Here is a 13987-nt window from a genome sequence, read left to right on the forward strand (position 1 = left end):
ACATCCAGTGCCCCAAGGGGTTCCCGCCTCGGTTCCCGACGACGGCCTGACCACCCGCCAGCGCCGGAACCAGCCCGTGCTGGCCGTCCACACCGGCGACGGCAAGGGGAAATCCACCGCTGCCTTCGGCATGGCCATGCGCGCGTGGAACGCCGGTCTGCGGGTCGCGGTCTTCCAGTTCGTGAAGAGCGCCAAGTGGAAGGTCGGGGAGGAGTCGGCGTTGCTGGCTCTCGGCCAGTGCCACATCGACACCGGCGCCGGCGGTCCGGTGGAGTGGCACAAGATGGGCCAGGGATGGTCGTGGTTGCGGGCCAACACCGAGCACGCCGACGACCATGCCGCCGCGGCGCGCGCCGGCTGGGCCGAGATCGCTCGTCGGCTCGACGCCGGCGAACACGACTTCTACGTGCTCGACGAGTTCACCTACCCGCTCGACTGGGGCTGGGTCGAGACCGACGAGGTCATCGAGACGCTCGCCCGGCGCCCCGGACGTCAGCACGTCGTCATCACCGGCCGTCGCGCACCGCAGGCGCTCGTCGACGCCGCCGATCTCGTGACCGAGATGCGCAAGATCGCTCATCCGATGGATGCCGGCCGCAAGGGCCAGAAGGGCATCGAGTGGTGACCATGTCCCGTGCGACACCGGCGGTCGTGATCGCTGCCCCGTCCTCGGGCAGCGGTAAGACGACGGTGACGACAGGACTCATCGGCGCGTTGCGCGCGGCCGGTCACCGGGTCGCCCCGTTCAAGGTCGGTCCCGACTACATCGACCCTGGCTACCACGCCGTCGCCGCCGGGCGCCCGGGCCGCAACCTGGACCCGAACCTGGTGGGCGAGGACCTGATCGCACCACTGTTCGCCCACGGTTCGGCCGGCGCCGACATCGCCGTCGTCGAGGGTGTGATGGGGCTGTTCGACGGCCGCATCACCAGCGACGACCCCGACGCCGCCGGCACCGACGCGCTCGGTATCGGTTCGACCGCACACGTCGCGTCGATCATCGGTGCACCCGTGGTGCTGGTCGTCGACGCAGGTGGGCACAGTCAGTCACTCGCCGCGGTGCTGCACGGGTTCCTGTCCTACGACTCGTCGGTCCACATCGCCGGCGTCATCCTCAACCGGGTCGGCTCGCCGCGGCACGAGATGGTGCTGCGCCAGGCGTGCGCCCGCGTCGGCGTCCCGGTCTTCGGCGTGCTGCGTCGCGACCCGTCGCTGACCGTGCCGTCCCGACACCTCGGACTCATCCCCGCTGCCGAGCGCAGCGCCGACGCGGTCGCTGCCGTCGCGTCGATGACCGCTCACCTCCGCGACGCACTCGACCTGCCGGCGATCGTGGCCGCGGCTCGGCAGCGTCGGATCCCCGACGTCGCGCAATGGTCGCCGGCCGAGGCCCTCGCTCCCTTTCTCGACGGCACACCCGCCTCGGCTACGCGGCCCGTCGTCGCGGTCGCCGGCGGAGCGGCGTTCACCTTCGGCTACGCCGAACACGCCGAGATGCTGCAGGCCGCGGGCGCCGAGGTCGTCGCGTTCGACCCGCTGTGCGACCGGCTTCCGCCGGACACCGCCTGCGTCGTGATCGGCGGCGGCTTCCCGGAGGAACACGCCGAGGAACTCGGCGCCAACCACGAACTGCGGGCCGACCTGCGTGCACACGCGGCCGCGGGCCTGCCGATCCACGCCGAATGCGCCGGTCTGGTCTACCTGGCCGACCGCCTCGACGACCGCCCGATGAGCGGAGTCCTCGACATCACCGGCAGCTTCGGACCGAAGCTGACTCTCGGCTACCGCGACGCCGTCGCCGTCGGCGACTCGGTGCTGTTCCGCGCCGGCGAGCGCGTCACCGGGCACGAATTCCACCGCAGCACCGTGCAAGTCGGGGACACGACGTCGCCCGCGTGGGCGTGGCGCGACGTCGAGGGGCGGCCAGCCATCGACGGCGTCGTCACCGATGCGGTCCACGCGTCGTATCTGCACCTGCACCCGGCGGCCATCCCGGAGGCGCTGTACCGCTTCGTGTCCCGAGTAGGCTCCTCGTCGTGGACGATGCCGACAAACTCCTCGACGCGGGCTCGCCCATGACGGCACGCCGACTCCGCGAGACCCTCGACGCCCTGGCGACCCACGGCGCGGACGACCCCGAACTGTTGCGCCAGCTGCTCGAGGCCGTGCTCGTGGTCGGTCAGGGCGTCGAACTCGACCGTGCCCTGCAGCGCATCGTCGAGGTGGCCGCCGGTCTGGTGGACGCGCAGTACGGCGCGCTGGGGGTCCGCGGTCCCGACGGCGGACTGAGCGAGTTCGTCCACATCGGGATCACCGAGGCGCAGCGGTCGACGATGGGTCACCTGCCGGTCGGCCGTGGCGTGCTGGGGCTGCTGATCGACGACCCGCGGCTGCACCGCATCCACGACCTCGGGTCGCATCCGACCTCGGTCGGGTTCCCGCCCAACCACCCGCCGATGCGTACCTTCCTCGGTGCTCCGATCCTGGTGCGCGGGGAGGTCTTCGGCAGTATCTACCTCACCGAGAAGCGTTCGGCCGACGACTTCTCCGAGGTCGACGAGACGGTGGTCGCGGTGCTCGCGGTGGCCGCCGGTATCGCCATCGACAACGCCGGACTCTTCGAACGGGCCCGCACCCGACACCAGTGGATGCAGGTGCTGGCGCGGCGCGGGTCGGAGCCGCTCGCCGGTATCGCCCTGTCGGACACCATGTCCCGGATGTGTGTCGACGTCGCCGACCTGGTGGGTGCGGTCGACGTCTTCCTCCTCACCGAACTCGACGGCAAGGTGGAGCTGCGCGGTCACACGGGAGAGCCGATCGACATCGACAGCTTCACCGCACCGCATGCGAACGCGATCACCGTCCTGCGCGCCGGAACCATCGCGCCGTCGCTGGTGCGTCGGGGCGCCCGCTGGACGACCGTGCAGCCGCTGCAGCGGGCCTCGGGCGCCTTCGGCTGGATGATCATCACCCACCGCAACCGCCCGTACTGGGATTCCGAGGAGATCGCCGGACTGGCCGGCGTCGCCGAAATCGCCTCATTGGCCGTCGTCTACGCCGAGCAGCAGCAGATCGCCCGCGACCTCGAGGTGCTCGAGGACCGCCACCGCATCGCGCGCGACCTGCACGACCACGTGATCCAGCGACTGTTCGCCGTGGGCATGTCGGTGCAGACGCTTCTGGCCGGGTCGACCGATCCCGCCGCCGCCAGCGCGCGGCTCGAACAGATCATGACCGACCTCGATCGCACGATCGCGCAGATCCGGACGTCGATCTTCGACCTGCAGACGGTCACCGCCGGTGCCGACGGGTCGACCCTGCGGCGCCGCGTCCTCGACATCGTTTCCGAACTGTCCGGGCACGCGTCGATCTCGCCGAGCGTCCAGTTCGACGGCCCCGTGGACACCGTGGTGCCGGACACGCTGGGACCCCATATCGACGCGGTGCTGCGCGAAGGGCTGAGCAACGCGCTGCGGCACGCGCAGGCCGAACACATCGCCGTCGCGGTCCGTGCCGACGACGTGCTGACGGTCGAGATCACCGACGACGGGGTCGGTATCGGCACCGACGTCACCTATCGCGGGCTGGAGAACCTGACCCGCCGCGCCGAGGAATGCGACGGGACGTTCAGTGTCGTGACCCGCCCGCGCGGCAACCGCGAGGAGGGCGGGACGACGCTGACCTGGTCGGTACCCCTGACCGGCTAGTTCCTGCCGTCACGCAGCTTGGTCGCCATCACCGCGACCTGGGTGCGGCGCTGCATGTCCAGCTTGCCGAGGATGCGGGACACGTAGTTCTTGATCGTCTTCTCCGCCAAGAACATCCGCTCGGCGATCTGGCGGTTCGTCAGACCCTCGCCGATGAGGTTGAACACCTCGCGTTCCTGATGGGTCAGCTCGGCCAGCGGGTCCTTCTCCTCCTGCCTGCCGTCGCGCAGCTTCGCCAGCAGGGCGGCGGTCGACCGGTCGTCGAGCAGCGAACCACCCTGTCCGACGGTGCGGACCGCGGCCACGAGGTTGTGGCCGAGGATCTGCTTGAGCACGAAGCCCGACGCTCCGGCGAGCACCGCGGCGAGCAGGGCGTCGTCGTCGGCGTAACTCGTCAGCATCAGGCACTTCACGTCCGGCTCGGCGGCACGGACATCGCGGCAGAGTTCGACACCGTTGCCGTCGGGCAACCGGACGTCGAGCACGGCGACGTCGGGCTTGGTCGCGAGGATGCCGACGAGGGCCTCACCGACCGATGCCGCCTCACCGACGACCTCGATGTCGTCTGCGGTGCCGAGGAGGTCGCGGAGTCCGCGTCGGACGAGTTCGTGGTCGTCGACGAGGTAGACGCGAACCGGTGTGGGGGTCGAATCGTCAGCCATGATCTGAACGTACCGGACCTTCTCAGCTGCGAGAACTCACAACCGGGCGTTGTGTCGGCCGCGACCGGGTCCCGGCCATATTCGCGACGTCTGCCCCCATCGAAGCGGGACTTTCTCCCCACGAGCAACACCCGCCCCGACGCGCACAGTGGTTGTCGACGGATTCTCGATCCGCCTGTCCCACCCGACCTTCGGACCAGGAGAGCACGTGACCACCCTCATCGGACCCCCGGTACTGACCAACAGCGGGATGACCGGATCGGACCTGCTGCGCGAACTGCTACCCGTGTGCGAGACCGAGGTGGAGCGTCACATGCGGATGACCAAGGACTGGCATCCGCACGATTACGTGCCGTGGGACTCCGGCCGCAACTTCGCGATGCTCGGCGGCGTCGACTGGGACCCGGAACAGTCGCAGCTGTCGGAGACCGCCAAGGCCGCGATGATCACCAACCTGCTCACCGAGGACAACCTGCCGTCGTACCACCGGGTCATCGCCCAGAACTTCAGTCTCGACGACGCGTGGGGCTGGTGGGTCGGCCGGTGGACCGCCGAGGAGAACCGCCACTCGGTGGTCATGCGCGACTACCTCGTCGTCACCCGCGGTGTAGACCCGGTCGAGCTCGAAGAGATCCGCATGGCCCACATGACGTCGGGCTTCAACCCGCTGCCCGAGGACGACGGACAGCGCGACCACAGCTTCGACATGCTCTATGCCGTCGCCTATGTCAGCTTCCAGGAACTCGCCACCCGCGTCTCGCACCGCAACACCGGAAAGGCCTGCGGCGACCCGATCGCCGACCGCATGCTGCAGCGCGTGGCGGCCGACGAGAACCTGCACATGCTCTTCTACCGCAACATCGTCGCCGGCGCCCTCGACCTGGTGCCCGACCAGACGATGGCCGCGATCTACGCGATCGTCTCCAACTTCCAGATGCCCGGCGCCACCATGCCGAACTTCCGGCGCAACGCGGTGCTCATCGCCAAGGGAGGCATCTACGACCTGCCGCAGCACATGTCCGAGGTGGTCATGCCGGTGCTGCGTAAGTGGCGCATCTTCGAACGCGAGGACTTCGGTCCGCTCGGTGAGCACTACCGCGAACAGCTCGCCGCCTTCCTCGAGGACATGAACGTCAAGGTCGAGAAGTTCGAGGCCTCGCGCGAGCGTGCCCTGCAGCGCGAGCGGGCCCGGGGTCGCGCATGACGATCACACAGCCGGCGCGGGTGGACTGCGATCGCGGTTTCGCCACGGCGATCTCGATGGCCGAGGCGGCCGCCGACCGGAACCCGGCGTGGTGGAACGAGATCCGCATGAGCGCCGACGACGCGCTCGACGCCTCCTACTGCAGTTCCAAGCTGCTCGGGGCGCTGTTGCAGTCGGCCGCGCACCGGCTCGGTGTGCCGGCCGCCGACGTCTGGGCCCACATCCGCCGTACCGGGGAACTGCCGCTCTAGACCGGGCCGGCGGGCAGCTGTAGATCACACCGGCGGGCGCCGGGGACGTGGCGGCCACCCGGTAGTGTTCCGTCACATGTCTGGTCACTACCTCGTGGGCCTCGATCTCGCGGGCCGCAGGGTGGTCGTCGTCGGCGGCGGTTCCGTCGCACAGCGGCGGCTGCCGAACCTCATCGCGGCCGGAGCCGACGTCCACGTCATCGCCATCGACCCGACGCCGGCCGTCGAATCGTTCCAGGGCATCACCGTGACCCGCCGCGCGTACGCCGACGGCGACCTCGAAGGTGCCTGGTACGTCATGGCCTGCACCGACGATCCGACGGTCAACGCGGCGGTCGTCGCCGAGGCCGAGCGCCGCCACACCTTCTGCGTGCGCGCCGACGACGCACAGTACGGAACCGCGGTCACCCCGGCGTCCGCCCGGCACCGCGACGTCCAGTTCGGCGTCCTCGCCGGTGGCGACCACAAGCTGTCGGCCGCGTTGCGCGCCGCGATCAGCCGCGCCTTGGCCGAGGGCTCGCTGACCGTCGACGACGTCGAGCCGCACGCCCCGGGTGTCGCGCTGGTCGGCGGCGGTCCCGGAGATCCCGACCTCATCACCGTGCGGGGTCAGCGACTGCTCGCCGAGGCCGACGTCGTCGTCGCCGACCGTCTCGCGCCGGCCGAACTGCTCGAATCACTCGGCCCGCAGGTCGAGATCATCGACGCCGCCAAGGTTCCCTACGGCCGCGCGATGAAGCAGGAGGCCATCAACGACGTCCTCGTGGCGCGCGCCAAGGAGGGCAAGTTCGTCGTCCGGCTCAAGGGCGGCGACCCCTATGTCTACGGTCGCGGCTTCGAGGAGCTGCAGGCCTGCGTCGCCGCCGGTGTACCGGTCACCGTGGTGCCGGGCATCAGCAGCTCGATCGCCGCACCCGCGTCGGCCGGCATCCCGGTGACCCACCGCGGCGTCACCCACGAGGTGGTCATCGCCTCCGGTCACGTCCCGCCAGGGCACCCCGACTCGCTGATCGACTGGTCGGCGATGGGCAAGCTGCGCGGCACGCTCGTGCTGATGATGGCCGTCGAACGCGTCGACGTCTTCGCCGATGCCCTCCTCGAGGGCGGCCGGCCCGCCGACACCCCGGTCGCCATGATCGAGAACGGATCGCTGCCGACACAGCGACTGCTGCGGACCGATCTCGCGCATGCCGCCGAGGTCGCCGAGGCCGAGGGGTTGCGACCGCCGGCCATCGTCGTCATCGGCCAGGTGGCCGCGTTCACCGAAGGCGCCTGAGCCGCACGATCCGGGACACCGAACCAACAGGGATTGGCACATCGGCGCGCTCGGCCGGTACCGTCGTGCCTTATGTCGAATCCCGGATCCGTGCACGCTGGAACTGTGGACACCTCCCAGTTCCGTCCGGTCTTCGGACTGCCGATCCTGGTGCTGTCCGGAATGCAGCTGCTCATGGTGCTCGACGGCACCGTCGCGGCGCTGGCCCTCCCACGGATTCGCGACGCCCTCAGCCTCTCCGAGTCGAGCGCCAACTGGGTCATCTCAAGCTACGTCCTGGCCTTCGGCGGACTGATGCTGCTCGGTGGCCGCCTCGGCGACACCTTCGGCCGCAAGCGGATGTTCATCGTCGGCGTCGTGGCCTTCACCTTGACCTCACTCCTGTGCGGTCTCGCGTGGAACGAGGGGAGCCTGATCGTCGGCCGAGCGCTGCAGGGGGCGTCGGCCGCGATCGCCGCCCCGACCGCGATGGCCCTGGTCGCGACCACGTTCGCGCCGGGCAAACCCCGCAGCCAGGCCTTCGCCATCTATGCGGCGATGACCGGCGTCGGCTCGGTCGCCGGCCTGATCCTGGGCGGCGTGCTGACCGAGGTGTCGTGGCGACTCGTATTCCTCATCAACGTGCCCATCGGCCTGGTCGTCGTGATCGGGGCGATCATCGCGCTGCGCGAATCGCAGGGTGAGCGTCTGCCGCTCGACGTCCCCGGCGCGGTGCTCGGCACCCTCGGCTGCACCCTGCTGGTGCTCGGCGTCAACGAGGGTCCCAACGGTTGGGGTTCGCCCGTCGTCATCGGCTCGTTCGTGCTCGGCGTGCTGGCGCTCATCGCCTTCGTGGTGGTCGAGCGCCGCGCCGCCAACCCGATCCTGCCGTTCTCGCTGTTCGACAACACCTCCCGCGTCGCGGCGCTCGGGGCGATCCTGTTCGCCAGCATGATCATGATGTGCATGGCGGTCTTCATCTCGCTGTACCTGCAGGGAATCCTGAAGTACTCGCCGATCCAGAGCGGTCTCGCCGTCGTGCCCTTCGCCTTCGGACTCGGCATCGCCGCGGCGATCGCGTCGAAGCTCGCGCTGATGATCCAGCCGCGCTGGCTGGTCTTGGTCGGCGGCGCGGTCATCCTCGCCGGCTGCTTCTACGCCTCGTCGATCGCCACTGACGCCCCCGATTACTTCCCGGGGATCTTCCTGCCGGTCATCGTGATCGGCTTCGGCGTGGGCCTCGCCGTCATCCCGCTGACCCTGTCGGTGGTGGCCGGAGTCGGACCCAACGAGATCGGTCCGCTGACCGCGCTCGCGCAGGTCGCGCAGAACCTCGGCGGTGCGGTCGGCCTCGTCGTCGTCGGTGCGATGGTGACGTCGCGGGCGCTGTCCAAGGGCGGTACCACCGCACCCGTCGAGACGATGAACCCGGCACAGCTGGCCGCGCAGGCAGAGGGCTACGGCCTCGCGTTCGCGGCCTGCGCCGGCATCGCGGTCATCGCTGCGATCGTCGTGCTGTTCATGCGGTTCACCCCGGAACAGGTCGCCGAGGGGCAGGCCGCCCAGGAAGCAGCCGACGCGGGCGTCGAGTGATCAGTCGGTGATGACGACGATCTGGTCGGGTGCGGCGATCTCGACGCGCTGACCGGCGTCGGACAGGACCGCGGCCAGACCGTCGATGTCGCGCACGTTGCGTCGTGTGCGCACCAGTTCGCGCGCCATCAGGCCCTTGTAGTGCTTGTTGAAGTGACTCACGACCTTGCGTGAGCCGTCGGGCTGTTCGGTCATCACCGTCGCGGTGACCGCACCCTTGACCGGACCGAGATGCTGGTACACCCCCGAGCGCAGGTCCACCACGAAGTCCTCCACCGCGTCGAGCGCGGGGGACAGCTCCGGCTTCCAGATCGACGCCAGCGTCGGCATGCCGGGCAGCTTCGATCCACCCGACAGCCGGTAGGCGGGAATCGCGTCGGCGGCACGCACCACACCGAACAGGGCCGAGCCGATGGCCAGTCGTTCGGCGGCCTTGGTCTTGCCAGCCTTGGTGAGCGAGGCGTGGTCGAGGGCGTCGTAGAGGACGCCGGTGTAGCGCTCGATGGCCGGCCGGGTGGGGGAGAGCCACAGGTCGGCGTTGCGGTCCACCTCGGAGAGTTGGGTGGCGCCCAGGCCGAGTGCCTTGCGGCTGGCGTCGAGGTCGCCTGCGAGGTCGACGATGGCCTCGCCGATCCGTTTGCGGACAGGATTCAGCTCGGGAAACGACAGGCTGTCGAGATCGAGGGGAGCCCCGTGCCCACCGTCGGATTTGGTCTCGGAGGGAGGGAGGATGACGAGCACCGGAACACCATAACTAAGCTGGTTTGTCGTGATCACACGCATGTCGACCCTGTTCCTGCGGACCCTGCGCGACGACCCGGCCGATGCCGAGGTGCCCAGCCACAAGTTGCTGGTGAGAGCGGGCTACGTCCGCCGCGTCGCGCCCGGCGTCTACTCCTGGCTCCCGCTGGGTCTGCGCGTGCTCAAGGCCATCGAGAAGGTGGTGCGCGAGGAGATGAACGCGATCGGCGGCCAGGAGATCCTGCTGCCGGCGCTGCTGCCGCGCGAACCGTACGAGGCCACCAACCGCTGGACCGAGTACGGCGACGCCCTGTTCCGCCTCAAGGACCGCAAGGGTGCCGACATGCTCCTCGGACCCACGCACGAGGAGCTCTTCGCCACCCTGGTCAAGGGCGAGTACTCGTCCTACAAGGACATGCCGGTCATCCTGTACCAGATCCAGACCAAGTACCGCGACGAGGAGCGTCCGCGCGCGGGCATCCTCCGCGGCCGCGAGTTCGTGATGAAGGACGCCTACTCCTTCGACCTCGACGACGACGGCCTCAAGAAGGCCTACAACCTGCACCGCGAGGCCTACCAGAAGATCTTCGAGCGCCTGCAGATCAAGTACGTCATCGTCTCCGCCACCTCGGGCGCGATGGGTGGCAGCGCCTCCGAGGAGTTCTTGGCCGAGTCCGAGGTCGGCGAGGACACCTTCGTGCGATGCCTGGAGTCGGGTTACGCGGCCAACGTCGAGGCGGTCGTCACGCATGCGCCCGACCCGAAGCCGATCGACGGCCTGCCCGAGGCGGTCGTGCGCGACACCCCGGGTACCGAGACCATCGCGAGCCTGGTCGAGTGGGCCAATGCGAACCTCGACGGCGAGTACACCGCCGCCGACACCCTCAAGAACGTGATGGTGAAACTTCATGCGCCGGGCAAGGATCCCGAGATCGTCGGCGTCGGTGTGCCCGGCGACCGCGAGGTGGACCTCAAGCGTCTCGAGGCCTCCGTCTCGCCGGCCGAGGTCGAACTGCTCACCGACGCGGACTTCGCCGCCAACCCGTTCCTGGTGAAGGGGTACATCGGTCCGAAGGCCTTGCAGGCCAACGGTGTCCGCTACCTCGTCGACCCCCGCGTGGTCGACGGGACCTCGTGGATCACCGGAGCCGACGAACCCGGCCGCCACACATTCGGGCTGGTCGCCGGCCGTGACTTCACCCCGGACGGCACGATCGAGGCCGCCGAGGTGCGCGACGGCGACCCGTCGCCGGACGGTGCGGGAAAGCTGGTGAGCGCCAAGGGGATCGAGATCGGACACATCTTCCAGCTCGGGCAGAAGTACACCGACGCCTTCGAGGTCGACGTGCTCGGTGAGAACGGCAAGCCGGTCCGGTTGACCCAGGGCTCCTACGGAGTCGGTGTGTCACGTCTGGTGGCGGTCATCGCCGAACAGTCGCACGACGACAAGGGGCTGCGCTGGCCGAAGACCGTGGCGCCGTTCGCGGTTCACCTGGTCATCGCCAACAAGGACGAGGCCGCGATCGCCGGTGCCGAGCAGCTCGCCGCTGACCTCGACGCCGCCGGACTCGAGGTGCTCCTCGACGACCGCAAGGCCTCGCCCGGCGTGAAGTTCAAGGACGCCGAGCTCCTCGGCATGCCGACGGTCGTGGTCGTCGGACGCGGTTATGCCAACGGCACCATCGAGATCCGCGACCGGTTCACCGGGGAGGCCGCCGAGGTGGCCGTCGACGGCGCAGTGGACGCGGTCGTCGCCGCGGCGCGCGGCTGAGACTCAGCCCCTGCTCTTGATCAACCCGAGACAGGAGACCCCGGGAACGCGACCGTGACCGGGGTTTCCTGTAGCAGTGCACGCCACGTGGCGGCGCGGACCGCAGAATCCGACAGACCGTCGACGCCGATCCGGCGACCCGGCTCGTCGTCGGCCTGCTCGAGCAACGCCCGGTATGCGGTGGTGCAGTCGACCTCTGCCGCGAGGGCTGCCCGAGCGGCGGTCTCGGGGTCGGTGACCTCCACCGGAAGCGTGTAACCGGCCGCGGCCAGCGGCGGTGTGCCACCGGCGGCGGTGATGGCCCGGTCGATCTCGTCCCGGCGGGCGCGGTGCTCGGCGGCGTAGTCGCCGACCATGCGTCGGCGCGCGGCCGCGACGAATGCGGTGATCACCCCGTAGGTGAAGATCGCGGCGTTCTCGGCGTCGGCGGCGACGACGAGCGGATCGCCGGTGTCGGCCGCCGGGGAGGGGACGGGGCTGGTCATGCCAGTTGCACCTCTCGCATCGAGGTCACGGCGGCCGCGACCGATCCGGCCAGACCGGCCGGGTATCCGGACAGGGAGATCGCCACATCGCGCGCCTCGCCGGAGGACTGCTCGAGTCCGGCGCGCAGGCCCACCAGGGTCGGCGGTCCGCCCGGTGCGGGTGCCGCTGAGGGGGCCGGTTCGTCGATGGTGGCCGCGACGCCCTGGTCCAGCCGGATGATCTCCTCACGCAGCGCCCGTGCGTGCTCGGCGCGTTGGTCTGCGACAACGGCGAGGGCAGCGGCATATCGCGGCTCGGCGCCGGCGAGTGATCGGGCACTCTTCTCGTCGCCGAGAGCACTGCGCACGAGCGGTACCAGCCGCTCGGCGGTCCTGGCCTCCTCCGACGGTCCGGTGCTGCAGCCCGACACGCCGACGGCACCCAGGCCGGCCACCGCGACCCCTGCCACGAGTCCTCCGCGCAGCACGGTGCGCCGATCCAATGTGGTCACGCGACACATGATGCCAGCCGCGAAACGAAGGTGGTCGGGGCATGCCTCCGGATCCACTAGGATGTGTCGGAGCAACTTCGTGCGAGACCCTGCACGGCCCGACAACTGAAGACGAGGGGAGTGGCATGCCGATCAGCCCGCCGCAGGTGAGTGAACTCGTCGAAAAGCTTGTCGTAGAGCAAGGTTTCGACCTCGAAGACGTCATCGTCCACCGACGCGACGGCCAGGACGAACTGACGATCGTCGTCGATCGCGACGGCGGCAGCGATCTCGACGTTCTCGCCGATCTGTCCAACCGGATCTCCGAGGTCCTCGACGCGGCACCGGAACTCGCCGACGAGGACCCCTATGTCCTCGAGGTGACCTCGCCCGGCGTCGATCGTCCCCTGACCCTCCCGCGGCACTGGCGTCGCAACACCGGACGCCGCGTCGCCGTCGACGTCGCCCCGGTCGAGGGGAGCGAGGAGCGGACCCTCACCGGCCGCATCGGCAAGCTCGACGAGACCAGCGTCGAGATCGTGATGAACCACCGCGGACGGATCGCGGTCGAGACGATCCCGCTCGAGGCCGTGACGAGAGCGGTCGTGCAGGTCGACTTCTCGCAGCCGAGCATCGCCGAACTCGAACTCTGCGGCCTCGACGCCGACGAGATCGAGCGCCGCCGGACGCGCGACCGCACGCAACTGAACAACTGAACAGCAGTGACAAGTGAACAGCGGCGACAAGTGAATAGGAGCAAGACCCCATGAACATCGACATCGGCGCACTGCGCATGATTGAGGCCGACAAGGGCATCTCGATCGAGACGGTCATCACCGCCATCGAGACCGCCCTGCTGACCGCCTACCGTCACACCGACGGCTTCGCGCCGCATGCGCGTGTCGACATCAACCGCAAGTCCGGTGCAGTCCGCGTGATGGCACAGGAACTCGACCAGAACGGTGACGTCGTCCACGAGTGGGACGACACCCCCGAGGGCTTCGGCCGGATCGCGGCCACCACCGCACGCCAGGTCATCCTGCAGCGCCTCCGCGACGCCGAGAACGAGAAGAACTTCGGCGACCTGGTGGCACACGAGGGCGAGATCGTCGGCGGCGTGGTGCAGCAGGACTCCCGCGCCAACGCCCGCGGCATGGTCGTGGTGCAGATCGGCAGCGATGCCAACAGCACCGAGGGCGTCATCCCGCCCGCCGAGCAGGTACCCGGCGAGGTCTACACCCACGGCGACCGCATCAAGTGCTACGTCGTCGGCGTCAGCCGCGGCCCCCGCGGACCGCAGATCACGCTGTCGCGTACCCACCCGAACCTGGTCCGCAAGCTGTTCTCGCTCGAGGTGCCCGAGATCGAGGACGGTTCGGTGGAGATCGTCGCGGTCGCCCGCGAGGCCGGCCACCGGTCCAAGATCGCCGTGCACACCGGTGTCGCCGGGCTCAACGCCAAGGGCGCGTGCATCGGCCCGATGGGTCAGCGTGTGCGCAACGTCATGAGCGAACTGGCCGGCGAGAAGATCGACATCATCGACTTCGATTCCGATCCCGGTGTGTTCGTCGGGAATGCTCTGTCCCCGGCGAAGGTTGTATCGGTCACCGTGGTCGACGAGGCCGCGAAGGCGGCGCGGGTCGTCGTGCCGGACTATCAGCTCTCCCTCGCCATCGGCAAGGAAGGGCAGAACGCCCGTCTGGCCGCCCGGCTGACCGGTTGGCGGATCGACATCCGCTCCGACGCAGCCCCCGCGGTCGAGGGGGGACCCGAGTGACATGAGTGGCAGCCGATTGTTCGCAACCCGCCCGGTCGCGCTAGACTGATCGATGGTTCAGCGATCCGCCC

At 69.4% G+C, this 13987-nt stretch carries 14 protein-coding genes; 10 read left to right on the plus strand and 4 right to left on the minus strand.

The annotated features are described in order from the left end of the window. Window positions 1-7 precede the first annotated feature (7 nt). From cobO to C5O27_RS13470, 3 genes are read left to right on the plus strand one after another with little or no spacing between them, the layout of a single operon-like run. Window positions 8-625, plus strand: a complete 618-nt coding sequence (gene cobO, locus C5O27_RS13460) for a cob(I)yrinic acid a,c-diamide adenosyltransferase (RefSeq protein WP_127962913.1) — start codon at window positions 8-10, stop codon at window positions 623-625. 2 nt (window positions 626-627) lie between these two features. Beyond that, window positions 628-2079, plus strand: a complete 1452-nt coding sequence (locus C5O27_RS13465) for a cobyrinic acid a,c-diamide synthase CobB (protein WP_127962914.1) — start codon at window positions 628-630, stop codon at window positions 2077-2079. Continuing rightward, window positions 2076-3707 carry a GAF domain-containing sensor histidine kinase gene (locus C5O27_RS13470; protein ID WP_127963842.1) on the plus strand — a complete coding sequence of 544 codons (1632 nt, stop codon included), beginning with the start codon at window positions 2076-2078 and terminating at the stop codon, window positions 3705-3707. Before C5O27_RS13465 ends, C5O27_RS13470 begins: the two co-directional genes overlap by 4 nt. Here the strand turns inward: C5O27_RS13470 and C5O27_RS13475 are convergent. Continuing rightward, on the minus strand, window positions 3704-4369 hold the full coding sequence (locus C5O27_RS13475; protein ID WP_006866875.1) for a response regulator: 666 nt from the start codon (window positions 4367-4369) through the stop codon (window positions 3704-3706). The two genes, C5O27_RS13470 and C5O27_RS13475, sit on opposite strands and share 4 nt — an antisense overlap. A gap of 208 nt (window positions 4370-4577) precedes the next feature. Between C5O27_RS13475 and C5O27_RS13480 the strand changes: the two genes are divergently transcribed. The 4 genes from C5O27_RS13480 to C5O27_RS13495 all read left to right on the plus strand — a co-directional run bounded on the left by C5O27_RS13480 (window position 4578) and on the right by C5O27_RS13495 (window position 8672). Next, complete coding sequence (locus tag C5O27_RS13480) at window positions 4578-5573, plus strand: acyl-ACP desaturase (protein ID WP_127962915.1); 996 nt, start codon at window positions 4578-4580, stop codon at window positions 5571-5573. After that, complete coding sequence (locus C5O27_RS13485) at window positions 5570-5824, plus strand: hypothetical protein (RefSeq protein WP_127962916.1); 255 nt, start codon at window positions 5570-5572, stop codon at window positions 5822-5824. The genes C5O27_RS13480 and C5O27_RS13485 overlap by 4 nt, the downstream gene beginning before the upstream one ends. 76 nt (window positions 5825-5900) lie before the next feature. Beyond that, the gene (gene cobA / locus C5O27_RS13490; RefSeq protein ID WP_208651359.1) at window positions 5901-7100 is read left to right on the plus strand and encodes a uroporphyrinogen-III C-methyltransferase; all 1200 of its coding nucleotides are present in this window, start codon (window positions 5901-5903) and stop codon (window positions 7098-7100) included. A 72-nt stretch (window positions 7101-7172) separates the two neighbouring features. Continuing rightward, window positions 7173-8672, plus strand: coding sequence for a DHA2 family efflux MFS transporter permease subunit (locus tag C5O27_RS13495; protein ID WP_127962918.1), 1500 nt, complete (start codon window positions 7173-7175; stop codon window positions 8670-8672). Here C5O27_RS13495 and yaaA read toward each other — a convergent pair whose 3' ends face one another. Continuing rightward, entirely contained in the window at window positions 8673-9455 is a 783-nt protein-coding gene (gene yaaA / locus C5O27_RS13500) for a peroxide stress protein YaaA (protein ID WP_208651360.1), read from the minus strand. On the opposite strand from yaaA, the gene C5O27_RS13505 reads away from it, so the two are divergent. Continuing rightward, entirely contained in the window at window positions 9454-11184 is a 1731-nt protein-coding gene (locus C5O27_RS13505) for a proline--tRNA ligase (RefSeq protein ID WP_127963843.1), read from the plus strand. The genes yaaA and C5O27_RS13505 overlap by 2 nt on opposite strands. 20 nt (window positions 11185-11204) lie before the next feature. Here the strand turns inward: C5O27_RS13505 and C5O27_RS13510 are convergent, their stop codons facing one another. Together C5O27_RS13510 and C5O27_RS13515 are read right to left on the minus strand one after the other, a co-directional pair. Beyond that, a complete protein-coding gene (locus tag C5O27_RS13510) occupies window positions 11205-11669 on the minus strand; it encodes a ferritin-like domain-containing protein (RefSeq protein WP_127962920.1) in 465 nt (154 codons plus the stop codon). Next, complete coding sequence (locus tag C5O27_RS13515) at window positions 11666-12169, minus strand: hypothetical protein (protein WP_051992540.1); 504 nt, start codon at window positions 12167-12169, stop codon at window positions 11666-11668. The genes C5O27_RS13510 and C5O27_RS13515 overlap by 4 nt, the downstream gene beginning before the upstream one ends. A 116-nt stretch (window positions 12170-12285) precedes the next feature. On the opposite strand from C5O27_RS13515, the gene rimP reads away from it, so the two are divergent. Together rimP and nusA are read left to right on the plus strand one after the other, a co-directional pair. After that, a complete protein-coding gene (rimP, locus tag C5O27_RS13520) occupies window positions 12286-12855 on the plus strand; it encodes a ribosome maturation factor RimP (RefSeq protein WP_127962921.1) in 570 nt (189 codons plus the stop codon). Between the two features lie 50 nt (window positions 12856-12905). Then, the gene (gene nusA, locus C5O27_RS13525) at window positions 12906-13916 is read left to right on the plus strand and encodes a transcription termination factor NusA (RefSeq protein ID WP_127962922.1); all 1011 of its coding nucleotides are present in this window, start codon (window positions 12906-12908) and stop codon (window positions 13914-13916) included. Window positions 13917-13987 lie beyond the last annotated feature (71 nt).

Origin of the sequence: Gordonia alkanivorans (genome assembly GCF_004011905.1) — a bacterium.
Lineage (GTDB): Bacteria > Actinomycetota > Actinomycetes > Mycobacteriales > Mycobacteriaceae > Gordonia > Gordonia alkanivorans.

Bases quoted from the DNA above. Each gene is read 5' to 3' on its own strand.
- yaaA (WP_208651360.1), bottom strand. From the start codon at position 9,455: ATGCGTGTGATCACGACAAACCAGCTTAGTTATGGTGTTCCGGTGCTC.
- rimP (WP_127962921.1), top strand. From the start codon at position 12,286: ATGCCGATCAGCCCGCCGCAGGTGAGTGAACTCGTCGAAAAGCTTGTC.
- C5O27_RS13465 (WP_127962914.1), top strand. From the start codon at position 628: ATGTCCCGTGCGACACCGGCGGTCGTGATCGCTGCCCCGTCCTCGGGC.
- C5O27_RS13495 (WP_127962918.1), top strand. From the start codon at position 7,173: ATGTCGAATCCCGGATCCGTGCACGCTGGAACTGTGGACACCTCCCAG.
- nusA (WP_127962922.1), top strand. From the start codon at position 12,906: ATGAACATCGACATCGGCGCACTGCGCATGATTGAGGCCGACAAGGGC.
- C5O27_RS13470 (WP_127963842.1), top strand. From the start codon at position 2,076: ATGACGGCACGCCGACTCCGCGAGACCCTCGACGCCCTGGCGACCCAC.
- C5O27_RS13475 (WP_006866875.1), bottom strand. From the start codon at position 4,369: ATGGCTGACGATTCGACCCCCACACCGGTTCGCGTCTACCTCGTCGAC.
- C5O27_RS13505 (WP_127963843.1), top strand. From the start codon at position 9,454: ATGTCGACCCTGTTCCTGCGGACCCTGCGCGACGACCCGGCCGATGCC.
- C5O27_RS13515 (WP_051992540.1), bottom strand. From the start codon at position 12,169: ATGTGTCGCGTGACCACATTGGATCGGCGCACCGTGCTGCGCGGAGGA.
- cobA (WP_208651359.1), top strand. From the start codon at position 5,901: ATGTCTGGTCACTACCTCGTGGGCCTCGATCTCGCGGGCCGCAGGGTG.
- C5O27_RS13510 (WP_127962920.1), bottom strand. From the start codon at position 11,669: ATGACCAGCCCCGTCCCCTCCCCGGCGGCCGACACCGGCGATCCGCTC.
- C5O27_RS13485 (WP_127962916.1), top strand. From the start codon at position 5,570: ATGACGATCACACAGCCGGCGCGGGTGGACTGCGATCGCGGTTTCGCC.